The organism is Streptomyces sp. NBC_00306 (assembly GCF_036169555.1).
In the GTDB taxonomy this organism is placed as follows: Bacteria; Actinomycetota; Actinomycetes; order Streptomycetales; family Streptomycetaceae; genus Streptomyces; species Streptomyces achmelvichensis.
The window spans coordinates 4,331,622-4,355,357 of sequence record NZ_CP108032.1 but is presented as its reverse complement, the minus strand read 5'-3'; the positions used below and the strand labels follow the sequence as shown (position 1 = coordinate 4,355,357).

The following is a 23,736-nucleotide window of genomic DNA, read 5'->3' as shown; positions in this document are numbered from 1 at the left end:
ATGGGGTCATGACTGAGATCACTGACTCGATGCCCGACTGGGAGAAGCGCTTCCGTGCGCCGCGCGTCTCCCTGCCCGACTGGGCCGAGGACGCACCCCACCACGCACTCTTCGTGTCGAACGCCACCGGGACCTACGAGCTGTACGCCTGGGACCGCTCGACCGGCGAGCAGCGGCAGGCGACCGACCGGCCGAACGGCACGACGGACGGTGTGCTGTCGCCCGACGGTGCGTCGCTCTGGTGGTTCTCGGACACCGACGGGGACGAGTTCGGCATATGGATGCGGCAGCCCTTCGCCGGCGGGGAGGACGAGCCCGCGGCGCCGGGTCTCGCGCCCTCCTATCCGGCGGGGCTGGCGATCGGCCGCCACGGCGCCTCGGTGGTCGGCCGGTCGACCGACGAGGACGGTACGACGATCCATGTCGTCCGGGAGGGCGAGGAGCCGGTGGAGATCTACCGGCACCGGGAGTCGGCCGGGGTCGGAGACCTGTCCCACGACGGGACACTCGTCGCGATCGAGCACACCGAACACGGGGACGCGATGCATTCGGCGCTGCGCGTCGTACGCATCGACGGCGGCCCGGTCGCCGAGCTGGACGACACCGAGGGAGGCACGAAGGAGCTCGGCCTCGAAGTCCTCGGCTTCGCTCCGGTGGACGGGGACACCCGGCTGCTCGTGGGGCATCAGCGGCGAGGCCGCTGGGAGCCGATGATCTGGGACGTGGCATCGGGCGAGGAGACCGATCTCGCGATCGACCTGCCGGGCGATGTGAACGCCGAGTGGTATCCGGACGGCTCCGGGCTGCTGGTCGCGCACAGCTTCGAGGCCCGGGGTGAGCTCTGGCGCTACGACCTCGCGACACGCGAGCTGGTACGGATCGAGACCCCGGCGGGTTCGGTCTCCGGCGCGACGGCGCGCCCGGACGGCGAGGCGGAGTACCTGTGGTCGTCCGCCGCGCAGCCGCCGCAGGTGCGTTCCACCGCCGGCGGAGTGGTGCTCGACCCTCCGGGTATGAAGGCGCCCAAGTCGGTGCCGGTGGAGGACGCGTGGGTGGAGGGACCCGGCGGCCGTATCCACGCGCTGGTGCAGCGTCCCGTCGGCACCACGGGCCCGGTGCCGACCGTGTTCGAGATCCACGGCGGCCCGACCTGGCACGACAGCGACGCCTTCGCGGCCGGTCCCGCCGCATGGCTCGACCACGGCTACGCGGTCGTGCGGGTCAACTACCGCGGTTCGACGGGATACGGGCGGGCGTGGACCGACGCGCTCAAGCACCGCGTCGGGCTGATCGAGTTGGAGGACATCGCCGCGGTCCGCGAATGGGCCGTGACCTCCGGGCTCGCCGACCCGGCGAAGCTGATCCTGGCGGGAGGCTCCTGGGGCGGGTATCTCACGCTGCTGGGCCTCGGCGTCCAGCCCGAGGCCTGGGCGGTCGGGCTGGCGGCGGTGCCGGTCGCGGACTATGTCACGGCCTACCACGACGAGATGGAGGCGCTGAAGGCGATGGACCGTACCCTCCTGGGCGGTACGCCGGAGGAGGTGCCCGAGCGGTTCGAGGCGTCGTCCCCTCTGACGTACGTGGACGCGGTCCGGGCTCCGGTCTACATCTCGGCGGGCGTCAACGACCCGCGCTGCCCCATCCGTCAGGTGGAGAACTATGTGGACAGGCTGGCGGCGCGCGGCGCGGTCCACGAGGTGTACCGGTACGACGCCGGGCACGGATCGCTCGTGGTGGAGGAGCGGATCAAGCAGGTCGGCCTGGAGATCGCTTTCGCCGGCGCGCATCTGGGAGACGCGACCGCGCCTCTCGGAGAGGGGGTCGCGACGGAGTAGCCGCGACGGGTTCCGTACCGTGGAGGGGTGTACCGGTTCCTGCTGACTCCCCGCTGGTGGGGCATCAACGTCTTCGTCGTGCTGGCGATCCCTTTCTGCATCTTCATGGGGTCCTGGCAGCTCGGGAAGTTCGAGGACCGGGTCGACACCCATCAGGAGGCCGAAAGCAGGCCCGCCCCCGGTGAACAGGTGGCAGCTCCGCTCGAGCAGCTGCTGCCCGTGGACCAGGAGACGTCGGGGCGGCCCGCCACCGCCACCGGGGTCTACGGCAGCCAGTTCCTGGTGCCGGACCGGGAGTTGGACGGCCGGAACGGCTCGTACGTGCTGACGCTGCTGAAGACCGACGGCGGCCGCACGCTGCCCGTCGTCCGGGGCTGGCTGGCCAGTGGCAAGCCGGCACCGGCGGCACCGGGCGGGCAGGTGACGGTGACCGGCGCGCTCCAGGCGTCCGAGACCTCGGGCACGGACGGGGTGCACACGGCCGGCGGGCTGCCGAGCGGGCAGCTGGGGATGATCAGTGCGGCCTCACTGGTCAACCTCGTCCCGGACGACGTGTACGACGGCTGGGTCACCCTGACCACGGCGGACAGCGGCCTCGTCCCGGTGCCGGCGTCGGTGCCGGAGGGCAGTGGGCTGGACCTGAAGGCGTTCCAGAACCTGGGCTACACCGGGGAGTGGTTCGTGTTCGCGGCCTTCGTGGTGTTCATGTGGTTCCGGCTGCTGCGCCGCGAGGCGGAGGCGGCGAGGGACCGCGCACTGGGCCTGGAGCCCGAGCCGGTCTGACCCACGCCGCCGTCCGGGCCGAGCTGGCCTGACCCACGCCGCGGTCCGAGCCCGAGCCGATCCGAGCGGTCCGAGCCGGTCCGAGCCTCGCCCAACACCAGCCGGTCTGACCCACGCCGATCGGTCTAACCAACGCCGAGCCCGAGCCGTCCAAGCCACGCCGCGCCCGAGCCGGTCCGAGCCCGAGCCCGAGCCCGAGCCCGAGCCCGTCCGAGCCACGCCGAGCCCGAGCCGGCGCTCCCCCGGACACCACCCGGGCGCCTTCCTCCACACCCACCCGGGCGCCTTACCTGCACACCCACCCGGCTGGCCCTCACTGCCCGAAATGCGGCCGACATGGCCGGCGTGGCCGGCACGCTACCGGCGCTCGACATGCCTGTGGGCCCGCTCCCCTGACCGGAACGGGCCCACAGAGTCCATCGGCTGCCGCCCCTGCCCGCAGCGCGGGTCGGCGCACGAGGCGCCGCCCTACGACGCGTTCAGCAGACCCGTCCGGTAGATCGTGCCCGCGCACGCGTTCGGGACCGTCACGCCCGCGCCCGGGGCGCCCGCCTCCGGGACGTGGGTCACCTCGACGCTGCCGTCGGAGACACCGTCCTCGGCGAGGAGCTGCGTCTGGGCATTCTCCGCCGACGCACCCGTACCCGTGGTCGTCGCCCCGGAGCCGCCGTCCGTGGGCGTCGGCTCGGGCGAGCCGGGGGTGGGACAGGTATCGCTCGGGACCCAGGCGAACTTCACCTCGTACGCGGCGGAGGGCGCGAGCAGAATCTCGGGGGCCTCCTGCGAGGGGTCGGGCAGACCGCTCGCCGCGTCGCCGGTGGTGTGCGTCTGGACTGCGATCTTGTCGCGGTCTGCCGCACCCATGGCCTGGTAGCCGACGTTGCCCTGGCCCTTGATCATGCACTCGGTGGTGGAGACGTTCGCGACCCGGAAGGTGCCGTAGACCTTGCCCTCGGCGTCCGGGGCGCCCACGGTCGAGGTGCCGCCGAGCTGGGCGGGGTCACAGACCGGGAGGTCGGAGGCGTCGACGCCCGGCGGTACCGCCGTGTCGCCCGTGCCGCCGTCCCCGGTGCCCGTGCCGGGCCGGGGCCCGACCGCGGGGCTGGAGCCGGGCGCGCTGGACGGCGTGCCGTCCGGTCCGCCGGTGGGCTGGTCCGTGCCCTTCTCGCCTTCGTCATCACCCGTCTCGGCGCCGGTACCGCCCTGCGCCTGCTCGCCGTGTCCGGCGTTGACGGGGTTCGCGCTCTCGCTGCTGCCCGAGCTCGCGACGTGCACGAAGGTGGGGACCGCCGTGCCCATCAGCACGGCCGCGGCGGCCACACCGACAAGGGCCTGCCGCTTGCGCGCACGTCGGGCGGGGACCGCCTTGCGCAGATGGTCGAGGGTGCCCTCGGAAGGCTCGAGGTCCTGCACTGCGCCCTGCATCAGCCGGCGCAGGGCCTGTTCGTCGCCGCCCAGCGCCTCTCCGAGGCCGCCGAGCTCGTTGTCCGGCCCGTTGTTCACAATTCCGTTTCCAGTCCGGTCGTCAAACGGCCCGTCCGGCCCGTACCGCTCAAATCTGTTCCTGTGCCCGCTCATGCCGTCGCCTCCATGGCGACGCGCAGTGCGGCGATGCCGCGCGAACCGTACGCCTTCACCGACCCGAGGGATATGCCCAGCGTCTCGGCGACCTGGGCTTCCGTCATGTCGGCGAAGTACCGCAGCACGAGCACCTCGCGCTGGCGGCGCTGGAGTCCGCGCATCGCCTTGATCAGCGCGTCGCGCTCCAGCTGGTCGTACGCCCCTTCCTCGGCGCTCGCCATGTCCGGCATCGGCTTGGAGAGCAGCTTGAGTCCGAGGATGCGGCGGCGCAGCGCGGAGCGGGAGAGGTTGACGACCGTCTGCCGCAGATAGGCGAGGGTCTTCTCCGGCTCGCGCACACGGTTGCGCGCCGAGTGGACACGGATGAACGCCTCCTGCACGACGTCCTCGCATGAGGCGGTGTCGTCCAGGAGCAGCGCGGCGAGACCCAGCAGCGACCGGTAGTGGGCGCGGTAGGTCTCGGTGAGGTGATCGACGGTCGTACCTGCAGCCATGGCCTCTTCAGCGCTCTCGCGCTGGGACGTGATGCGGCCGGCTCGTGGCGCGGGCATGGGGGCGATCACCGGCATGCCGCCGGACGGGCGGGGTCTGCGGAGCGGGCGCACTGTTGCGCCGCGAACCGGGACCACCCCTGCGATGTCGAGTACCTCTGCCACGCCTGTTGGACACGCTTCCCCCCGTCAGGGTTGTACGCGTACGCCACCGCTTTTGACGGTGATCGATTTGCCCTCATGCGTACTCGCTCTTCCCTTGTGCCCCATTTTTTCGCGGTACCGAACAGGGGCGACCGCAAAGACGCTTCCCACCCAGCTGCCGGTTGCAGGTGGTGGGAAGCGAATAGTCAAACATTCACACACCCCAGAACAAGTGGTACAGACCTTCGACTTGATCACAGGGCGTTCACAGATCCTACAAAGACCCGGAGCGGCCTCGCGCCGGATTACCCGGGGAAGCCGGGGCAGCGAGTTCGGCGGCCACGGCTTCGGCGATCTGCGCGGAGTTCAGCGCGGCGCCCTTGCGGAGGTTGTCGGCGCAGAGGAAGAGGTCCAGCGCACAGGGATCGTCCATCGCGCGGCGCACCCGGCCCACCCAGGTGGGGTCGGTCCCGACCACATCGGCCGGCGTGGGGAAGTCCGCGGCCTCGGGATCGTCGTAGAGCACGACCGCCGGCGAGGTGGCCAGGATGTCGTGCGCCCGTTCCACCGTCACCTCGCTCTCGAAGCGCGCGTGTACCGCGAGGGAGTGTGTGGTGATCACCGGCACGCGGACGAACGTCGCCGACACCCGCAGGGTCGGCAGGCCGAGGATCTTCCGCGTCTCGGCCCGCAGCCCGAGTTCCTCGGACGACCAGCCGCCGTCCTCCACGGTCCCGGACCACGGCACGACGTTCAGCGCGAGCGGTGCCGCGAAGGGGCCGAGTTCGTCGCCGACGGCCCGGCGGACGTCGCCCGGGCCGGTGCCCAGCTCCGTACCGGCGACCAGCGACATCTGCGTACGCAGCGCGGCCACGGCGTCCCGGCCGGCACCGCTGACGGCCTGGTAGGAGGAGACGACCAGTTCGTCGAGCCCGAACTCGGCGTGCAGCGCACCGATCGCCGGGATCATCGCCAGCGTGGTGTCGTGCGGGCTCGCCACGATGCCCCGCGGGCGCACCCGCAGGGCATGGGGGTTGATCTCGGGAACGACCAGCGGGACCTCGGCGTCCGCCCGGAAGGCGGCGGAGCTGTCCACGACCACCGCGCCCTTCGCGGCGGCGATCGGCGCCCACTGTGCGGAGACCTCCGCGGGCACCAGGAAGAGCGCGACGTCGATGCCCTCCAGGGCCTCTTCGCTCAGCGCAACGACCTCGGTCTCCTCCCCGCGCACCGCCAGCTTGCGGCCGGCGGAGCGCGGAGAGGCGACGAGTCGTACGTCGCCCCAGACGTCCTCGTGCTGCGAGACGATCTGGAGCATCACCGCGCCGACGGCTCCGGTCGCTCCGACGACCGCGAGTGCCGGCTTGCGGATCATCGCCCGGTGCCCCCGTAGACGACCGCCTCGTCGGAGTCGGAGTCGAGGCCGAAGGCGGTGTGCACGGCGCGGACGGCTTCGTTCACGTCGTCGGCGCGCGTGACGACCGAGATACGGATCTCGGAGGTCGAGATCAGCTCGATGTTCACGCCCGCGTCGGAGAGCGCCTCGAAGAAGGAGGCCGTGACACCGGGGTTGGTCTTCATCCCGGCGCCGACCAGCGAGATCTTGCCGATCTGGTCGTCGTAGCGCAGGGACTCGAAGCCGATCGCGCTCTTCGCCTTCTCCAGGGCGTCGATGGCCTTGGCGCCATCGGTCTTGGGGAGGGTGAAGGAGATGTCGGTCAGGGCAGTGGTGGCCGCCGAGACGTTCTGCACGACCATGTCGATGTTGATCTCGGAGTTGGCGATCGTGCGGAAGATCGCCGCGGCCTCGCCCGGCTTGTCCGGCACTCCGACGACCGTGACCTTGGCCTCGGAGACGTCGTGGGCGACTCCGGAGATGATGGCGTGCTCCACCTGCTGGTCTCCCTGCGGCTCGTTGCTGACCCAGGTGCCGCGCAGTCCGGAGAAGGACGAGCGGACGTGGATCGGAATGTTGTATCGGCGTGCGTACTCGACGCAGCGGTGCAGCAGCACCTTGGAGCCGGAGGCGGCGAGCTCCAGCATGTCCTCGAAGGCGATCCAGTCGATCTTCCGGGCCTTCTTCACCACACGCGGGTCGGCGGTGAAGACGCCGTCCACGTCGGTGTAGATCTCGCACACCTCGGCGTCCAGCGCCGCGGCGAGGGCCACGGCGGTGGTGTCCGAACCGCCACGGCCGAGGGTGGTGATGTCCTTCTTGTCCTGGGACACACCCTGGAAGCCGGCGACGATGGCGATGTTGCCCTCGTCGAGCGCCGTACGGATACGGCCCGGCGTCACATCGATGATGCGCGCTTTGTTGTGCACCGAGTCGGTGATGACGCCGGCCTGGCTGCCGGTGAACGACTGGGCCTCGTGGCCCAGGTTTTTGATCGCCATGGCCAGCAGGGCCATCGAGATCCGCTCTCCTGCGGTCAGCAGCATGTCGAATTCGCGCCCGGCAGGGATCGGAGATACCTGCTCGGCGAGATCGATCAGCTCGTCCGTCGTGTCGCCCATCGCGGATACCACGACGACCACCTGGTGGCCGTTCTTCTTGGCATCCACGATTCGCTTGGCGACGCGCTTGATGCCTTCGGCATCGGCAACGGAGGAACCTCCGTACTTCTGCACGACAAGGCCCACGTGCGCTCCTCGCTCGGTCTCTGCACCACAGCCATTACTGCGGTCGGCTCAGTTTAACGAGCGGCCGCACTCCGACCCGGGGCAATCACATCGTGAGATGTCCCGCTCACTGTGTGATCACCACGAGGGGGCTGCGGCCGCTCGGATCGACTCCTGCCCGACCGGACGCGGGGTACGCGGGATGTGGGGCGGCTCACACGGGCCGCCCCGCGCTCCCACGACCAGCTGCTCAGGCTCAGGCGCCCGGGGCACCCGGGCGTGTCAGGTGCGCCCGGGCGTCAGGTGCGCCCGGCGCGTCAGGTGACGGTGCGCAGTCCCAGCGGGCCGGCGATCTCCTCGGCCATGACCTTCCCGGCCTCCTCGGCCAGCGCGTCGTCGGCGAGGTCCTCGTCCGTGTCCAGACCGTCCAGCTCGTCCAGCGGCTGGTCGAGGCGGACGTGGGAGACCAGCGACTGGAGGGCGCGCAGGGTCGCGGACGCGGTCGGGCCCCAGTTGGAGAAGTAGGAGAACTGCCACCACCACAGCGCCTCGCTGGTCCGCCCGGCGCGGTAGTGCGCGAGGCCGTGGCGCAGATCGGTGACGACGTCCGCGAGGTTGTCGGAGATCCGGTACGCGACCGGGGCCTTGCGCGGCTCGTACGGGTCGAAGACCTCGGAGAAGACGTCCACCGGGTCGAGCAGCACGGCGAAACGCTCGCGCAGATCGTCCACGTCCAGGTCGGGTCCGGTGTCCGGCTCGTAGCGCTCGTCCGGGACGATGTCCTCGTGCGCGCCCAGCCGCCCACCCGTCAGCAGGAGTTGGGAGACCTCCAGCAGCAGGAAGGGCACAGCGCTGTCGGGCTCGTCGCCCTTGGCGACTTCCGTGGTGGCGACGATGAAGGACTCGATCGAGTCGGCGATCTGGACCGCGAAGGAGTCGGGGTCCTGGCTCGTTGCGTGCAGTGCGGCGTCAGACATCGAGAAGTCGTCTCCCCTCGAAGGCACGCCCCAGCGTGACCTCGTCGGCGTATTCCAAGTCTCCCCCCACGGGCAGACCACTGGCCAGCCGGGTGACCTTCAGGCCCATCGGCTTGATCATGCGCGCCAGATACGTGGCGGTGGCCTCGCCCTCCAGATTGGGGTCCGTGGCCAGGATCAGCTCGGTGATCGTGCCGTCCGCCAGGCGGGTCAGCAGCTCACGGATCCGCAGGTCGTCGGGGCCGACGCCCTCGATGGGGCTGATGGCCCCGCCGAGTACGTGATAGCGGCCCCGGAACTCCCGGGTCCGCTCGATCGCGACGACGTCCTTCGGCTCCTCCACCACGCAGATGACCGACAGGTCACGGCGCGGGTCGCGGCAGATGTTGCACTGCTCCTGCTGTGCGACGTTGCCGCACACCGCGCAGAAGCGGACCTTGTCCTTCACCTCGAGCAGCGCGTGCGCGAGGCGGCGGACATCGGTCGGTTCTGCCTGAAGGATGTGGAAGGCGATCCGCTGCGCGCTCTTGGGACCGACGCCGGGCAGCCTGCCCAGTTCGTCGATGAGGTCCTGAACCACGCCTTCGTACAACGGACGCCTTCCTTCTTCTGTGGCTCTACGTACGGTAGTTGGTGCGCCCCGGCCTTAGAAGCCCAGTCCCGGCATGCCGCCGAGACCCTGGGTGAGCGGGCCGAGCTTCTCCTGCTGGAGCTGCTGCGCGTTCTCGTTGGCCGCCTGGACGGCGGCGACGACGAGGTCGGCCAGGGTCTCGGTGTCCTCGGGGTCGACGGCCTTCGGGTCGATGACCAGGCCCCGCAGCTCGCCGGAGCCGGTGACGGTGGCCTTCACCAGCCCGCCGCCCGCCTGCCCCTCTACCTCAGTCTGCGCCAGCTCTTCCTGCGCCTGTGCGAGGTCCTGCTGCATCTTCTGGGCCTGCTGAAGGAGCTGCTGCATATTGGGCTGGCCACCACCGGGAATCACGGTCACTCCAGGCACTTCGACGACGGTTGTTCGGTAAGCCGAGCCTACGTGGTCACCGGGCGGCGCGCCGCACCCTGTCGTGACAACTCTTTCGAGTGACCGGGGCGTGGCACCCCTAGCTGATCAAGGCCCTCGTAAGGGCGGAAATACCAGGATTTCCGGCGCGCGGCCCACCATTCGGCGGTAGGAAGAGCATGCGCATCGGCGCATCACCGTGCACCGGGTGCACGTGCGCACCGTCCGTCACGAAGTGTCACGCCGCCATCACGTCGTAGAGGAGTGCCCCGGTGAGCCAGCCGGAGATGCAGCCCGGGGGGCCGGCCCGGGAGGAACGCGGCGAGGTACCGCGCGGTGACCTGACCGGCCGGGTGTTTCCGCTCGGCGACTGGGGAGAGCCCGCGGAACGGCTCGACGAGCTGTACCGCTGGGTGGAGACGGGCGCGCTGCGCACGGCGGAGTGGTACCTCCACGACCGGGTCCGCAAGCGGCTCGCGGGACGGGTGCTGCGGATCGGTACGGCGGCGGGGGCCATCACCGGCGCCGCGCTCCCGCTCCTCGACCTCACGGGCGCGCTGCCCGGGGCGGCCGGGTGGGGCTATGTACTGCTGTTACTCGGCGCCGCGTGTCTGGGCTGCGACCGGTACTTCGGGGTGACCTCCGGCTGGATGCGCGACGTGGCGACGGCGCAGGCCGTGCAACGAAGGCTTCAGGTACTTCAGTTCGACTGGGCGTCGGAGTGCGTACGGGAGGTGCTCGGCCCCGCGGAGGGTACGGCCGGTGAGGCGGCGGACCGGTGCCTGGGGGTGCTGCGGCGGTTCTCCGAGGACGTGACGGAGCTGGTGCGCGGCGAGACGGCGGACTGGATGGTGGAGTTCCGCGGGGCGCCGGGGCCGCTGGTGCAGTCGGTGGGGGTGCCGGGGGGCGGCGGGGTCGGAGCGGGGCGGGAGGCGGGTTCGGCGCGAATGCCGTTGCCGCCGGGGACGCGGCCGAACATGCCGCGGCAGCGGCCACCGGAGTCGCCGCGCTGACGCCTGGGGGTTGGCCCCAGGGCCCCGGGCTCGTGTACCCGCGTACCCGTGCAGCTGTACCGCCTGCGGCGGGCGGTGTCCTCAATCGCCGGACGGGCTGAATGCGCCCCCCTTGCGGGGCTCCGCCCCGGACCCCGCGCCTCAATCGCCGGCGGGGCTTGATGTGCGGGCCCATGCCAGGCTCGACCTGATGACCGGAGCCCACGCCTCAAACGCCGGCGGGGCCCGATCGCCCGACCGAGAGCACGAAGTGCGGCCCCACGCTCCGATCGCCCGCCCAGGGGATGGGGTGCAGCCGCATGCCGGCTCAGGCCCTTGCCCCAAGCCCGCGCCTCAATCGCCGGCGAGGCTGGGAGTGCACGAAGTGCGGCCCCCATCCCAGGCTCGACGTGTTGACCGGAGCCCACGCCTCAATCGCCGGCGGGGCTTGGTGTGCGGGCCCATGCTCAGCTCGGCGCGAGGCTCCTGCCCCGCGGCCTGATGTGCGGGGCAACTCAAGCCCGTCCGGCGATTGAGGACATGGCCGCAGGCCGTGCAGGCAAAGACGTGGCCGCACCATCAAGCCCGTCCGGCGATTGAGGACACGGCCGCAGGCCGTGCCGGCAGCGAGCAGACCACACACGCACCCCACCCCGCCGGTGCCAGCCGCACGCGCACCCCCGCGCACCTACGGACGACGCGACGTCAGCGCCCTCGTCACCACCGGCGGCAGCAGGTCCTTCGCCAGGCGGCGGGTCCGGGAAGGGCGGGGGCGGACCGGGAGCGGGGGTGGCGTCACCGGGGGTGGGGTCGGTTCCGGGGGCGGGAGCGGTTCGTGGCGGGACTTCGGGTGGGGCGGGGGCGTCGCCTTGTTGCCCTTGATGCGGATCAGCGGGCGGCCCGCCACCTCCTCCACCCCGTGCCACAGGTCCGTCCGGTCCGCCAGGAAGTCCAGAAGCGTCGCCGTCAGCGGTGCCGGATCGCCCCAGGTGCCGTACAGCTTCGTTCCCGTGATCACGACCGGCTTCAGGCCCGAGGTCGCCACCGCGCCCCACACCGCCGCCGAGACCCCGGGGCAGTGCTCCGCCCGGAAGTCGTCGAAGGACACGATGCCCTCGGGTTGCAGCAGTTCCTTCGCCGCCGCGATGTCCCCGTGGACGTGCTCGTACAGGTGCGACGCGTCGACGTGGACGAAGCGGCAGCTGCCCGGGCGTACCTTCGAGGTGATCACCGACGTCGGTGCCTGCACCATGCGCGGCAACTCGTCGTGGAAGGACAGGTAGTTCGCCTCGAAGGCGCGCCGGGTGAGGGTCGCGTACGACCGGTTCATCTCCGCGCTGTTGGGGTCGTCCGGCGCCGGTGAGTCCCACAGGTCGCAGACCGTGTACTCCTCACCGTCGCGCAGATAGCTCCCAGTGAAGATCGCGCTCTTGCCGAGGTACGCGCCGAGCTCCAGCAGATCCCCCCGGCCGTCGGGGTCCGTGTCGCGCTGATGGCCGAGGAACCAGTCGAAGAGCAGCTGGTCCACCGGCCAGAACCAGCCCTTGACGTCCGCGAAACTCGTCGGGCGGGGGAGAGCTTCGTCCGCGTTCTCCCCCGTCACCGGGGTGCTCGTCTGTGACATGCACCGGTCCTACCGGCCGGAGGTGTCGCGCAGCTTACGGCTGCCCGTTCAGTACATGTGCTGCGGATGTGCGTCGGTGGATGCGTCCCGGCTGACGACCTCGGCCGGGACCCTCAGCTGAAAATGATCATCGAGCCCTGGCCCAGGCTCCGCGTCGCCGCCGCGTGCAGACCCAGCCACACGTGCCGCTCCCGGGCGAAGGGGCTCTCGTCGTACGGAATGGGACCCGCCGGCTCCTCCAGGGACGTCGGGCGGTCCGGTGGCTGCGGCGCGGCCGGCGGGTTCGCCGCGTCGATGCCGATCGCGGGCGCGACGAATTCCAGTTCCCGCAACAGCCCCTGGGTGGAGCCGAGGGGGCCGCCGCCCGCGAGGAGTTCCTCGTTGAACAGCGGGGACGCGAAGTCCACCGGGACGTACGCCCCGGCGTGGTCGTAGTGCCACACCAGGTGCGACTGCTGGGCCGTCGACTCGAACATCTCCAGCAACTGCTCGTAGTCACCGCCCAGTTCGTCGACCGGGGTGACGGCGAGCCCGCACAGCTGGAGCAGGTAGGCGCGCCGCAGGAAGTGCAGCGCGTCGTAGTCGAAGCCGGCGACCGGGGCGACATCGCCCGACAGGCCCGGCATGTAGGCGAAGACGGGCACTGTCGGCAGACCGGAGTCGGTCAGCGCCTTGTCGTACGACGCGATCTCTTCGGCGAAGGGGTTGTCGGGGCTGTGGCACAGCACATCGACGAGGGGGACCAGCCACAGGTCACAGGCCAAGGGAAGGCTCGCTCTCCAGCAGGATCGGGCACGGTCGGCGCGACAGTCGTGCGATGGTCGGGACAGAGTAGTGCCACGGACACGTTCGGCGAAGGGGGCCGGTCACCTGCCGTCACCGCTCCCCTGCGCCAGTGTCCCTGGACGTTCCCACATCCCATACCCATACGCCGCCCACTCGCCTGCCCGGCTTTCCGAGCAGTTTCTCCACCGTCGCATGAAGCGCCTCGGCGTTGTACTGCGGCTGGAGCACCACGACACCCGCCCGCCACGCCTCCAGGTCCGCGCGGGCCTGGGCCTGCCAGTTGGGGCCGATCACCGGGACCTGCCCGGAGTTGCGGACCTCGCTGAAGAGGTTGGAGGTGTGCCGCGGGGTGGCGCCGTAGATGCCGATACGGTCCGGTCCCCAGGGGCCGTTGAAGTAGCCGCCCGCGACCGGGAAGTCCAGCGTGGTGGCCGACTGCCAGTGCAGCGCCTCCGCACCGGCGGGCGACGGCAGCGGCACGGTGACCATGGATTCACCCTCGGCGAGGTACGCGCGGTACATGCCCCGTGTGATGAACTCCGGCACGTCCTGCCGCTCGCGCACCGGGTACGGCGTCGGCAGCACCGGCAGCAGCGCCGCCGCCACCGCCGCGAGGCCCACGACCTGATGGACCCGATCCTTCGTGACGGCCAGCCGGTCGACGGCGAGGGCGACAAGGATGCCGAGCACCGGCGCGCAGATCATCGCGAACCGCGACTCGATGACGGACTCGAAGAGCGGCTGGTGGGCGAGCGCCCGCCAGGGGCCGGTCAGCACGATGTCGGTGTACGGGATGCGGAACGTCGAGCCGAGCGAGAGGAAGGCCGCGGCGAACGCCGTGAACGCCAGCGCCTTCACCGCCGCGAGCCGCCACAGCCGCACCACGATCGCCGTGGTGAGCGCGACGAGCGGCCAGCCGAAGAAGGCGTTCTGCTCGGTGCGGTTCATGGCGAGCCGGTCGGCGCGCTCGTCCGTGCCCATCAGCGAGCGTCCCGCGAACTCCAGGAAGGCACGCGGTCCGTTGGCGGTGTTGTCGCCGTGCAGCACGTTCGTGTAGCTCTGCGGTCCGAAGAACTGCCAGCCGAGCGGGAACGCGACCAGGGGCAGGCACACCGCGAGCGCGACCGTGATCCCGCGCAGCAGCGGCCGCCAGGCCGTCCGGGCCACATCGCGCCGCACGAGCGCGTACGCGAGGGCGAAGAACAGCATGCCCATCGCCGCGAGCAGCAGCGGCTCCTCGCCGAGGAAGATCTGGTACGTCGCGAAGAGGCCGAGGAGCACGCCGTCGCGCACGACCGCGCGGCCCTCGCACAGCCGCAGGGCGCGGTCCACGATCACCGGGATCATGAAGAGCACAAGGAAGTTGGGGTGCGCGTTGCCGTGCGAGATCATCGGCGGCGCGAAGGCGGCGAGGGCCGCGCCGACGGCCGCGGCCCACCGGTTGTCGACGAGCCGGCGGGCGATCAGCCAGTACCAGGACGTGGCGGTCGCGGCGAGGCCGAGCGTGAGCACGAGCGCCCAGGTGACGGTCGGACCCAGCAGCAGGGTCACCGGGGTGAGCGGGACGGAGAGCCCGAGCATCACGGTGTTCGCCATCAGGTTCACGCCGTCGGGATGCCCCTGGAGCGTCGTGAACAGCGGATTGCGCAGATGGATCACGTTGTCGGCGGTGACGGCGAAGAACCACTCCCACTGGTTCTGGTCCTGTCCCGCGTCGTCGAGGTAGCCGTGGCCGAGGTCGGCCCACAGGTTCTTGTAGAGAAAGAGCGCCGCGAGGAGGAAGAGGCCGACGACCAGGAGGTCGGTCCGCCGCACCGCACGGGCCCGCAGATGGACGAGCTCCAGCAGGACCTTGCCGTAGTCCAGCGGTCTGACCTTGGAGCCCTCCTGGTGCGACCAGCGCACCGGGACCTCCGTGACCGGCCAGCCCTCGCGCCGGAAGTGGCGGAGTATCTCGACGTCGATGCCCCACCCGTCGAGTCGTGAGTCGGCGAAGGCGGCGCGCGCCTTGTCGCCGTCGAAGAGCTTGAATCCGCACTGGGTGTCGTGGATCCCGGGGACGGCGACGGTGCGTATGAGCCGGTTGCCCATCCGGCCGAGCCACTCGCGGGTCCGCCGCTGGTGGACCTCGATCGTGGAGTCGGGGTGCGCGCGCGAGCCGATCGCCGCCGCGCTGTCCTCGGCGGCGAGCTGCTTGTCGAGACGGTCCAGTTCCTCGATGGGCGTCGCGAGGTCCGCGTCGGTGACCAGCACCCGCCGGCCGTACGAGGCGAGCACGCCCTGCCGCAGGGCGTTGCCCTTGCCGCGGTTGTCCTCGCTCGCGATCACGTGGATCCGCGGCTCGACGGCCGCGGCCTCCCGGGCGATCTTGGCGGTGGAGTCGGTGGAGCCGTCGTCGACGACGATCAGCTCCCAGTCCCCCCAGCGGCCGGGCTCCGCACGCAGATGGGTGCAGATCGCCTCCAGGGTGGGCCGGAGTCTGCCCTCCTCGTTGTACGCCGGGACGACGACGCTCAGGTCCACGCTCACTGCTCCAGCCGATCCGCCCAGGCGAGCGCATGGTCGTTGTAACTGTCGACGACGGTGCGGGCGGCCGCCAGGTCGCCCGCGCCGATGGCGTCGATGAGGTCCTCGTGGCCGTTCCACAGCCAGTCCCGCAGCTCGGGGTCCGCCCGCAGGAACGGGACGGCGAACACCCAGGCCTGGACGCGCAGCCGGTGCAGGAACTCGGAGATGTAGCTGTTGGCGACGACGGCGCCGAGCTCGTTCCAGAAGCGCAGGTCGTAGCCGATGAGGATGTCGAGGTCGCCGCCGCGGGCGGCGCGTGCGGCCTCCTCGGCACGGCGGCGCACCGACACCAGTGCCTTGCCGGGCACGGTGCTGCGGCCCTGGCGCTCCGCCTGGCGGAAGATGCCGTCGATGACGAGCGAACGGGCATCGACCATGCGGCGGTAGTCGTCGACGGTGAACCGGTGCACGCGGAAGCCGCGGTGCTGGTCCGAGTCGAGCAGACCCTGGGCGGACAGGTCGACGAGCGCCTCGCGCACCGGTGTGGCCGAGACGCCGTACTGGTCGGCGATCAGCTTGACGGTGAACTCCTGACCGGGCTTCAGACGTCCCGCAAGCACCTCGTCACGCAGCGCGTCCGCGATCTGTTGCCGCAGGGTGCTGCGGGTGACAGCGGTACTGCCGGGGCCGCGCATCGATGGCTTCTCCTTCGCCTGGGGTCCCGGACACGATAGGCCAGTGCCGACGAACCGGGTGAGGCACGGGTGAATGACCTGCGACGGGACCAAGCGTCCAGGACGGTCCCGGGGAGCGAGGGGCCGGCAGGATCCGAACGGCGGAGTCACGAGGGAGACGGAAGATGCCCACAGGGAGGCGGACGTGACCGATGTCTTCGAGGCGGCCACGGGAGACGGCCCGGCGGAGCTGCTCGCGGACCGGAACCGGGCCGCGCAGGTGCGGACGGCGTACGAGGGGCTGCTGCAGATACGCCGCCTGACGGGCGCGGCGCCGGCGGAGTGGGAGCTGCGTCAGGCGGTCCGTGCGGTGGCCCTGGCGCTGGAGGCGGGCGGCCTGGCGCCGTCGGCGACGGACGCGGAGGGCGCGCGCACCGCCACGGGGTACCGGGTGCGCACGGCCGACCGGGCGGGCGCGGTGTGCGTGGACTGGCTGGGCCCGCCGGGCAGCGGCGCCGCCCAGGAGGAGGAGCAGCGGCTGTCGCAGTGCGCGCGGGTGCTGACATCGGCGGGCTGGGAGGCGCTGCTCTACAAGGGGCCGCGCAACCGCAGGTTCCTGGAGGTGGAGCCACCGATGGCGCCGCCCGGCGGGTGAGGGAGACATTCCAGCCCCGCCGGCGATTGAGGCGCGGGGTCCGGGGCGGAGCCCTGGGAACGGCCTACGACCGTGTCCTCAAACGCCGGACGGGCTGACCCACCGGGCCTCGCCGCACAGGGCCCGGGGCGGGAGCCCCGCCACAGCCCGAAGCCGTGGCGGGGCTGAACATCCGCCCTCAGGCCACGCGTTCGTCCGCCACCGACAGCGCCACGTCCAGCGCCGCCAGCCCCTCCTTCGCCTCCGCCTCGCTCACATTGCACGGCGGCACCGCGTGCGTCCGGTTCATGTTCACGAAGGGCCACAGGCCGTTCGCCTTGCACGCCGCCGCGAACGCCCCCATCGGCGCCGCCGCCGAACCCGTCGCGTTGTACGGCACCAGCGGCTCACGCGTCTCGCGGTCGCGGACCAGGTCCAGCGCCCAGAACACGCCCGTGCCCCGCACCTCGCCCACGCTCGGGTGGCGTTCGGCCAGGTCGCGCAGGCCCGGGCCGAGGACCGTCTCGCCGATGTGGGCCGCGTGCTCGACGACCTTCTCGTCCTCCATCACCTGGATCGTCGCGACGGCCGCCGCGCAGGCCAGCGGGTGGCCGGAGTAGGTGAGGCCGCCGGGGTAGGGCCGGGTCTCGAAGGTCGCCGCGATCTCCGCGGAGATCGCGACACCGCCCAGCGGCACATACCCGGAGTTGACGCCCTTGGCGAAGGTCAGCAGGTCGGGCACCACGTCGAAGTGGTCCGCGGCGAACCACTTGCCGGTCCGGCCGAAGCCCGCCATCACCTCGTCCAGGACGAACACGATGCCGTGGCGGTCACAGATCTCGCGAACGCCTGCGAGGTAGCCGGGCGGCGGGACCATGATCCCGGCCGTGCCGGGGATCGTCTCCAGGATGATCGCCGCGATCGTCGAGGGGCCCTCGAACGCGATGGTGTCCTCGAGGTGCTGGAGCGCCCGCGCGCACTCCTCGGCCTCGGTCGACGCGTAGAACGGGGAGCGGTAGAGGAAGGGTCCCCAGAAGTGGACGACTCCCGCCGTGCCGTTGTCGTTCGCCCAGCGCCGGGGGTCGCCGGTGACGTTGATCGCGGTCGCGGTGCCGCCGTGGTACGAGCGGTAGGCCGAGAGCACCTTCGGGCGGCCCGTGTGCAGACGGGCCATCCGGATGGCGTTCTCGACGGCCTCGGCGCCGCCGTTGGTGAAGAAGATCTTGTCGAGGTCACCGGGGGTGCGCTCGGCTATCAGCCGGGCCGCCTCGGAGCGCGCCTCGACGGCGAAGGCGGGCGCGAAGGTCGTCAGCCGGCCCGCCTGCTCCTGGATCGCGGCGACGACCTTCGGGTGCTGGTACCCGATGTTGGTGTAGACGAGGCCACTGGTGAAGTCGAGATAGCGGTTCCCGTCGTAGTCCCAGAAGTACGAACCCTCGGCGCCGGAGACGGCGAGCGGGTCGATCAGGCCCTGGGCGGACCACGAGTGGAAGACGTGCGCACGGTCGGCCGCCTTGACGGCGGCGCCGGCCTGGGGATCGGCATCGGCATGAGGGGTCATGCGGCCCAGCGTAAGGACGCGCAGGTGAGGGCCGACATGGCCACCCTGTATGGCCTCGGCCACTTTCATCGGCGTTCTGTCGGGTGCTTCGCCCCCCTGGAAGAATATTGACAGCATCCTGTCGACATGACAGTCTTCTGTCATGTCGAACGAGGAGGGCACCATGACCCGCACCACCGTTCATCTCGCCGTCTACGACACCTTCGCCGACTGGGAGACGGGCCACACCACCGCTCATCTGACCCAGAACGGCTTCACGGTCCGGACCGTCGGCCTCACCACCGACCCCGTCACCACCATGGGCGGCGTCCGTGTCCAGCCCGACCTCGCACTCGCGGACCTCGACCCCGCGGACAGCGCGCTGCTGATCCTCACCGGCGCCCACCTCTGGGACGCCGGCGACGACCTCGCGCCCTTCGCCGCCGCCGCGCGCACCTTCCTCGACGCGGGTGTCCCGGTCGCCGCCATCTGCGGCGCCACCGCCGGACTGGCGCGCGAGGGTCTGCTGGACGACCGCGACCACACCAGCGCCGTCTCGTTCTACCTGGCCGCCACCGGCTACAAGGGCGGCGAGCACTACCGGGAGGCCGACGCCGTCACCGACGGCGACCTGATCACCGCGGGCCCGACCGAGCCCGTCGCCCTCGCCCGCGAGGTCTTCGCCAAGCTCGGCGTGTACGAGGGCGAGAAGCTGGACGCCTGGTACCGGCTGTTCCACGACTCGGACGCCTCCGCCTTCGCGGTCCTCGAATCGTGAGCCGCGAAGAACAGGACCTGCTCACCCGGACGGCGCTCGGCGTCTTCCGGCTGAACGGCCAGTTCCTCACGGTCTCCGACGAGTTGGCGAAGGACGTCGGACTGACCGCGTCCTGGTGGCAGGTCCTCGGAGCGGTGGTGCGGGTGCCGCAGCCGGTCGCCGGGATCGCCCGGGACATGGGCATCACGCGCCAGAGCGTGCAGCGGATCGCCGACCTCCTGGTCGAGCGGGGCCTCGCGGCCTACGAGCCGAACCCCGCGCACCGCCGGGCCAAGCTGCTGCGTCCGACCGACGAAGGCCGCTCGGCGATCACCCGGATCGATCCGGGCCATGCCGAGCTGGCCGGCCGTCTCGCCGAGGCACTGGGGCCCGAGCGGTTCGCCGAGACGGCTCGAGTCCTGGAGGAGCTGTCCAAAGCGCTGGAGGCGATCAGCGGACCCCGGGAAAGAAGTCCGCGCTCGTGACGTAGTCCATCGCCTCGGTGAAGACGGGGTCGCCGAGGCGACGCTCCATCTCCTCCTCGCTCACATCCTCGATGTGCGTCTGGATCCAGTAGAGGTTGCCGAAGGGGTCGCGTACCCGGCCCACCCGGTCGCCGAAGAAGAGGTGCGTCACCTCGGTCACCGACTGTCCGCCGGCCTCGACCGCCCTGCGGTGCACGGCCGCCGCGTCCTCGACGTACAGCCGCAGGAAGGCGGGCGTCGGCGGCCAGTCGGCCCCCGGGGCATCGAAGAGCATCACCACCGCGTCCCCGATCCGCACCTCGGCATGGCCGATGCGGCCGTTCTCGTCCGTCATCCTGCCGAGCTCCACCGCCCCGAACGCCGCCTTCAGGAAGTCGATGACGCCCGCGGTGTCCTGGCCGATGATCCACGGTGTGACGCTGGTGTATCCCTCGGGAACCGGCTTGACGGTCATGGCAGTCTCCTCGCGTACGGGTCGCGCGCACCGGACGTGGTCACCGGGGCGCTCGGGGTGCGCTTGCGCGAGACCGACCGTAGGCGGCATGCAGGTCGGATACTGACCTACTTGCCGTGGCACGGACCGCACTATTCTCGGTCCGTCCAACAGAAGACTTCGGGGGAGGCGCGCGGCGATGGACCAGCTGGCACCAGGGGATCCGCAGCACATCGGTGAGTACAGGCTGCTCGCCCGGCTCGGAGCGGGCGGCATGGGCCAGGTGTACCTCGCGCGCAACGACCGCGGCCGCACGGTCGCCGTGAAGCTCGTACGCCAGGAACTCGCCGAACAGGAGGAGTTCCGGGCGCGCTTCCGCCAGGAGGTCCGGGCCGCCCTGCGGGTCGGCGGGCAGTGGACGGCGCCCGTGCTCGACGCCGACACGGAGGCGCCCGTGCCGTGGGTGGCCACCGGCTATGTCGCGGGTCCCTCGCTGCACTCGGTCGTCTCCGGCGGCCACGGCCCGCTCCCCGTACGGTCGGTCCGCATCCTCGCGTCCGGTCTCGCGCACGCCCTGCGCAGCATCCACGGCGCGGATCTCATCCACCGCGACCTGAAGCCGTCCAACATCCTGATCACCATCGACGGCCCCCGGGTCATCGACTTCGGGATAGCCAGGGCGCTGGAGACGGTCACCGACGGCGGTCTCACCCGGACCGGTGCGCTCGTCGGCTCCCCCGGCTTCATGGCGCCCGAGCAGGTGCGCGGCGACCGGGTCACGGCCGCGTGCGACATCTTCTGCCTCGGCGCGGTCCTCGCCTTCACCGCGACGGGCCGGCTCCCCTTTGGCTCGGCCGACAGCGGCGTGCACGCGCTGATGTTCCGTATCGCGCAGGAGGAACCGGACCTCGAGGGGCTGCCCGAGGACCTCGACGAACTCATCCGGGCCTGCCTGAACAAGGATCCCGAGGCGCGGCCGGGTCTCGACGAGATCCTGGAGCGCACGGTCACCGACGAGGACGACGAGCCCTGGCTGCCGGGTGCGCTGATCGCCCAGCTCGGCCGTCACGCCGTGCAGTTGCTGGAGGTCGAGCAGCCCGCCGACCCGGCGAAGGCGGCACCCGAGCACCCGCCGACGGTCACGGCCCCGCCGAAGGCGCCCACGTCGACCCCGCCGCCCACTCCCCCGCCCCCGCTGCCGTACGGCTACCCGCATCAGCACCCCGGGCCGCAGCAGACACCGCCGTACGCGCACTACCAGCAGACACCGCCGTCCCACCACCACCAGACGCCGCCGTACCAGCAGACCCCGCCTCCGTACGTGCTGACGCCCCCGCCCGCGGCCCCGGCCAGGAGCAATCGCGGGACGGCGGCCCTCATCGTGGTGGCGCTCATCGTCGCGGTCGGCGCCGGCGGGTCCGTCTACGCCTTCATGGGCGACAAGGACAAGAAGACGACCGCGGACCCCAAGCCGGGACCGGCGTCCTCGGGCCCGGAGACCCCCGGCTCGACCACCCCGTCCGGGTCCGACAGCCCGTCGAGCACACCGTCCAACAGCCCGAGCACGGCCGAGGGCGGTGTCCCGGCCGAGTACGTCGGTACCTGGACGTCCTCCTTCGACACCGCCGACGGCACCAACACCCGGACCATGACGATCACCCAGGGCTCCTCGGGCGAACAGGTCATGACCCTCTCCGGCATCGGCCCCACCTACGACTGCCGCTGGTCGGCCAAGCTCCAGGCCTCCGGCCCGCCGCTCGAACTGGGCCCCACCCAGGTCACGTTCGGCGACCGGACGAAGTGCTCACCGGGCCAGTGGAGCCGGCTGGAGCTGTCGAACGGCACGATCGTCCGTGAACTGGTCGGCTCGGGCGGCGCTCCGCTCACGTACCGGAAGACCGGCTGAGCACCACCGTCGCGGAGTGCCACAGCAGCAGGGGATGGACGAACCGTCCGGCCGATGTGGGCGGAAACCGCCAGGACAGCGGCCAGGTGCGGCCCCGTAGTGCGGGCACGGGGATGAAACTGACGTGCGCCGGGCCCGAGCCCAGCCGGGTGACCCCGCGCGGCCACGGCCGGTGCGCGGTGCTGCCCACCGGTACGAGGAAGTACACCGACCGCCGTCCGTAGGCTTCGGCGACCACGGGGCCGGGGTCGCCGTTCGTCATCACCTCCAGCAGATCGGCGAGCCGGCGGCCGTCCTCACCGTCGACGCGGGCCGCGTCGAATTGCACACCTGCTTTGCGGAGTTGGAATCCGGAAGCCGGAATCCAGTCCAGGTTTACTTGGCGACTTTGCGTATCCACGACGACATCCTCGGTGACCACGGATAGCGTTTTCCAGAGCCTGAAGGAGCCGTTGCGTACGTCTTGACCTGCACCAACGCCCCTTGAGGCGGGTTGAATTCGACGAGTTCCGGTTGAGACCGGTTGAGTCCGGTCGAGTCGAAGTGGTGATCAGAAATGGCGCGAGCGGAGAACAAGGAAACGGCGGGTCCGGCGACGCGTTTGGTGGCGAACGTCGCCAAGAACCTGCGTATCCGGCAGGGACTGACGCAGGAACAACTGGGAAGCGAACTCGGCTACTCGGGCGCGGCGGTGAGCGCGATGGAGACCTTCGCGCAGCCGGCGAGCGACGACATGCTGGTGCAGCTGGAGCGGGTGCTGGGCAGCGGGACGGGGATCTTCGAGCAGGCGCGGGAGTACGTGCGGCTGGACAAGTACCCGGCGCAGTTCAAGGACTACGTCCTGCTGGAGCAGAAGGCGGTGGGCCTGTCGCTGTACGCGACGCTGGTGGTCCACGGTCTGTTCCAGACCGAGGCGTACGCACGGGCGCTGATCGGCGGCGGCTACCCGCCCCTGCCCGAGCCCCGCGTCGAGGAACTGGTCGAGGCGCGGCTCGCCCGCAGGGTGCTGTTCAACCGGGAGCCGGTGGCACTGATCGAGCTGATCGTGGAGGAATCGGTGTTACGGAGGGGGATCGGGAACCCGGAGGTGATGCGGGCGCAGTTGCTGCACCTGGCGGAGTGCGCGCGGCGGCGGAATGTGACGTTGCAGGTGCTGCTCATGGACTGCGGTTTCGGGGGCGAGTACGCAGGAGGTCACGGCGGACTGAATCTGGTCGAGACGCCGACCCACGAGCACCTGACCTACCTGGAATCCCAGGAGGAGAGCCTGCTGATCGCCGACCCGGCAAAGGTGAGTACGTACATGCAGCGGTATGCGAAGATCCGGGCACAGGCCCTGGATCCCCGTGAATCGCTGGGCCTCATCGAGAGGTTGGCAGGAGAGCTGAGATGAGCGAGACGCTGCACTGGCACAAGTCCAGCTACAGCAACGCCAGCGGTGGCGACTGCATCGAGGTCGCGTTCGCTTGGCGCAAGTCCAGCTACAGCGACGACAGCGGCGGCAACTGCATCGAGGTCGCCACCTGCCCCGACGCCGTCCACGTCCGCGACTCCAAGAACCCCGAGGGCCCCACCTTCACCGTCGCACCCGACGCCTGGTCGCAGTTCGTCCGCTGGACCGAGTAGAAGAAGACCGGTGCGGACCGGGCCTTGTGCCCGGACCGCACCGGTCCCCGTTTCCTTCGCCGCTACCCCTCCCGCGTCACGTAAGGGGACAGCAGTTCTTCAGCCCTGCGGTCGACCTCGTCCTCGGGTACGAGCGGCCTCAGGTCGGGGTCGAAGAACTCCAGGAGTACCCGGGACTCGGTCCACGGGATACCGACGCCCTCGCCGAGGATCCGCAGCAGATGCAGCGGGGTCAGCCGGAAATCCTCGTCCCGTCTGAGCATCTCGATCATGGCGACGAGTCCCGCGCCTTCCGCCGCCATGCGCCGGATGTCTTCGGCTGCCTTCTCCATTGGTGCTTC

General features: G+C 70.9%; 24 protein-coding genes. 9 read left to right on the top strand and 15 right to left on the bottom strand.

Annotated features, from left to right (window positions below):
• Window positions 1–8 precede the first annotated feature (8 nt).
• Entirely contained in the window at window positions 9–1,835 is a 1,827-nt protein-coding gene (locus OHA05_RS19410; protein WP_328861276.1) for a S9 family peptidase, read from the top strand.
• 27 nt (window positions 1,836–1,862) lie between these two features.
• Window positions 1,863–2,618, top strand: a complete 756-nt coding sequence (locus OHA05_RS19405) for an SURF1 family protein (RefSeq protein ID WP_328861275.1) — start codon at window positions 1,863–1,865, stop codon at window positions 2,616–2,618.
• A 468-nt stretch (window positions 2,619–3,086) separates the two neighbouring features.
• On the opposite strand, the gene OHA05_RS19400 is transcribed toward OHA05_RS19405, so the two are convergent.
• The 7 genes from OHA05_RS19400 to OHA05_RS19370 all read right to left on the bottom strand — a co-directional run bounded on the left by OHA05_RS19400 (window position 3,087) and on the right by OHA05_RS19370 (window position 9,415).
• Window positions 3,087–4,121: a hypothetical protein gene (locus tag OHA05_RS19400; protein ID WP_313945048.1), complete on the bottom strand. Its 1,035-nt coding sequence runs from the start codon at window positions 4,119–4,121 to the stop codon at window positions 3,087–3,089.
• A 71-nt stretch (window positions 4,122–4,192) separates the two neighbouring features.
• Window positions 4,193–4,855 carry a SigE family RNA polymerase sigma factor gene (locus tag OHA05_RS19395; RefSeq protein ID WP_313945049.1) on the bottom strand — a complete coding sequence of 221 codons (663 nt, stop codon included), beginning with the start codon at window positions 4,853–4,855 and terminating at the stop codon, window positions 4,193–4,195.
• A gap of 253 nt (window positions 4,856–5,108) precedes the next feature.
• Window positions 5,109–6,209: an aspartate-semialdehyde dehydrogenase gene (locus OHA05_RS19390; protein WP_328861274.1), complete on the bottom strand. Its 1,101-nt coding sequence runs from the start codon at window positions 6,207–6,209 to the stop codon at window positions 5,109–5,111.
• Complete coding sequence (locus OHA05_RS19385; protein ID WP_313945051.1) at window positions 6,206–7,477, bottom strand: aspartate kinase; 1,272 nt, start codon at window positions 7,475–7,477, stop codon at window positions 6,206–6,208. The genes OHA05_RS19390 and OHA05_RS19385 overlap by 4 nt, the downstream gene beginning before the upstream one ends.
• 296 nt (window positions 7,478–7,773) lie before the next feature.
• Window positions 7,774–8,433 (bottom strand): DUF5063 domain-containing protein, encoded by a 660-nt coding sequence (locus OHA05_RS19380; protein ID WP_313945052.1) that lies wholly within the window; start codon window positions 8,431–8,433, stop codon window positions 7,774–7,776.
• A complete protein-coding gene (recR, locus tag OHA05_RS19375; protein ID WP_313945053.1) occupies window positions 8,426–9,025 on the bottom strand; it encodes a recombination mediator RecR in 600 nt (199 codons plus the stop codon). The genes OHA05_RS19380 and recR overlap by 8 nt, the downstream gene beginning before the upstream one ends.
• A gap of 54 nt (window positions 9,026–9,079) precedes the next feature.
• Entirely contained in the window at window positions 9,080–9,415 is a 336-nt protein-coding gene (locus OHA05_RS19370) for a YbaB/EbfC family nucleoid-associated protein (protein WP_313948929.1), read from the bottom strand.
• A 287-nt stretch (window positions 9,416–9,702) separates the two neighbouring features.
• Between OHA05_RS19370 and OHA05_RS19365 the strand changes: the two genes are divergently transcribed.
• Window positions 9,703–10,443: an SLATT domain-containing protein gene (locus tag OHA05_RS19365; protein WP_328861273.1), complete on the top strand. Its 741-nt coding sequence runs from the start codon at window positions 9,703–9,705 to the stop codon at window positions 10,441–10,443.
• Window positions 10,444–11,110: 667 nt separating this feature from the next.
• On the opposite strand, the gene OHA05_RS19360 is transcribed toward OHA05_RS19365, so the two are convergent.
• The 4 genes from OHA05_RS19360 to OHA05_RS19345 form a co-directional block, all read right to left on the bottom strand.
• Window positions 11,111–12,046, bottom strand: a complete 936-nt coding sequence (locus OHA05_RS19360; RefSeq protein WP_328861272.1) for a class I SAM-dependent methyltransferase — start codon at window positions 12,044–12,046, stop codon at window positions 11,111–11,113.
• 113 nt (window positions 12,047–12,159) lie between these two features.
• Complete coding sequence (locus OHA05_RS19355; RefSeq protein WP_313945056.1) at window positions 12,160–12,810, bottom strand: hypothetical protein; 651 nt, start codon at window positions 12,808–12,810, stop codon at window positions 12,160–12,162.
• Window positions 12,811–12,922: 112 nt separating this feature from the next.
• Window positions 12,923–15,361: a dolichyl-phosphate beta-glucosyltransferase gene (locus OHA05_RS19350; protein WP_328861271.1), complete on the bottom strand. Its 2,439-nt coding sequence runs from the start codon at window positions 15,359–15,361 to the stop codon at window positions 12,923–12,925.
• The gene (locus tag OHA05_RS19345; RefSeq protein ID WP_328861270.1) at window positions 15,358–16,035 is read right to left on the bottom strand and encodes a GntR family transcriptional regulator; all 678 of its coding nucleotides are present in this window, start codon (window positions 16,033–16,035) and stop codon (window positions 15,358–15,360) included. Before OHA05_RS19345 ends, OHA05_RS19350 begins: the two co-directional genes overlap by 4 nt.
• 184 nt (window positions 16,036–16,219) lie before the next feature.
• On the opposite strand from OHA05_RS19345, the gene OHA05_RS19340 reads away from it, so the two are divergent.
• A complete protein-coding gene (locus OHA05_RS19340) occupies window positions 16,220–16,669 on the top strand; it encodes a hypothetical protein (RefSeq protein WP_328861269.1) in 450 nt (149 codons plus the stop codon).
• Window positions 16,670–16,847: 178 nt separating this feature from the next.
• Here the strand turns inward: OHA05_RS19340 and OHA05_RS19335 are convergent, their stop codons facing one another.
• Window positions 16,848–18,209: an aspartate aminotransferase family protein gene (locus OHA05_RS19335; RefSeq protein ID WP_328861268.1), complete on the bottom strand. Its 1,362-nt coding sequence runs from the start codon at window positions 18,207–18,209 to the stop codon at window positions 16,848–16,850.
• A 163-nt stretch (window positions 18,210–18,372) separates the two neighbouring features.
• Between OHA05_RS19335 and OHA05_RS19330 the strand changes: the two genes are divergently transcribed.
• Complete coding sequence (locus OHA05_RS19330; RefSeq protein ID WP_328863424.1) at window positions 18,373–18,966, top strand: type 1 glutamine amidotransferase family protein; 594 nt, start codon at window positions 18,373–18,375, stop codon at window positions 18,964–18,966.
• A complete protein-coding gene (locus tag OHA05_RS19325) occupies window positions 18,963–19,430 on the top strand; it encodes a MarR family winged helix-turn-helix transcriptional regulator (protein ID WP_313945062.1) in 468 nt (155 codons plus the stop codon). The genes OHA05_RS19330 and OHA05_RS19325 overlap by 4 nt, the downstream gene beginning before the upstream one ends.
• Here the strand turns inward: OHA05_RS19325 and OHA05_RS19320 are convergent.
• Window positions 19,396–19,884, bottom strand: coding sequence for a VOC family protein (locus OHA05_RS19320; RefSeq protein WP_313945063.1), 489 nt, complete (start codon window positions 19,882–19,884; stop codon window positions 19,396–19,398). The two genes, OHA05_RS19325 and OHA05_RS19320, sit on opposite strands and share 35 nt — an antisense overlap.
• 178 nt (window positions 19,885–20,062) lie before the next feature.
• Between OHA05_RS19320 and OHA05_RS19315 the strand changes: the two genes are divergently transcribed.
• A complete protein-coding gene (locus OHA05_RS19315) occupies window positions 20,063–21,769 on the top strand; it encodes a serine/threonine-protein kinase (RefSeq protein WP_328861267.1) in 1,707 nt (568 codons plus the stop codon).
• Here OHA05_RS19315 and OHA05_RS19310 read toward each other — a convergent pair.
• Window positions 21,747–22,169, bottom strand: a complete 423-nt coding sequence (locus OHA05_RS19310) for a hypothetical protein (protein WP_313945065.1) — start codon at window positions 22,167–22,169, stop codon at window positions 21,747–21,749. The two genes, OHA05_RS19315 and OHA05_RS19310, sit on opposite strands and share 23 nt — an antisense overlap.
• A 156-nt stretch (window positions 22,170–22,325) precedes the next feature.
• Here OHA05_RS19310 and OHA05_RS19305 point away from each other — a divergent pair, with 156 nt between their 5' ends.
• Together OHA05_RS19305 and OHA05_RS19300 are read left to right on the top strand one after the other, a co-directional pair.
• Window positions 22,326–23,162: a helix-turn-helix domain-containing protein gene (locus OHA05_RS19305; RefSeq protein ID WP_328861266.1), complete on the top strand. Its 837-nt coding sequence runs from the start codon at window positions 22,326–22,328 to the stop codon at window positions 23,160–23,162.
• A complete protein-coding gene (locus OHA05_RS19300) occupies window positions 23,159–23,395 on the top strand; it encodes a DUF397 domain-containing protein (protein WP_328861265.1) in 237 nt (78 codons plus the stop codon). Before OHA05_RS19305 ends, OHA05_RS19300 begins: the two co-directional genes overlap by 4 nt.
• A 62-nt stretch (window positions 23,396–23,457) precedes the next feature.
• Here OHA05_RS19300 and OHA05_RS19295 read toward each other — a convergent pair whose 3' ends face one another.
• A complete protein-coding gene (locus OHA05_RS19295) occupies window positions 23,458–23,727 on the bottom strand; it encodes a hypothetical protein (protein ID WP_313945068.1) in 270 nt (89 codons plus the stop codon).
• Window positions 23,728–23,736 lie beyond the last annotated feature (9 nt).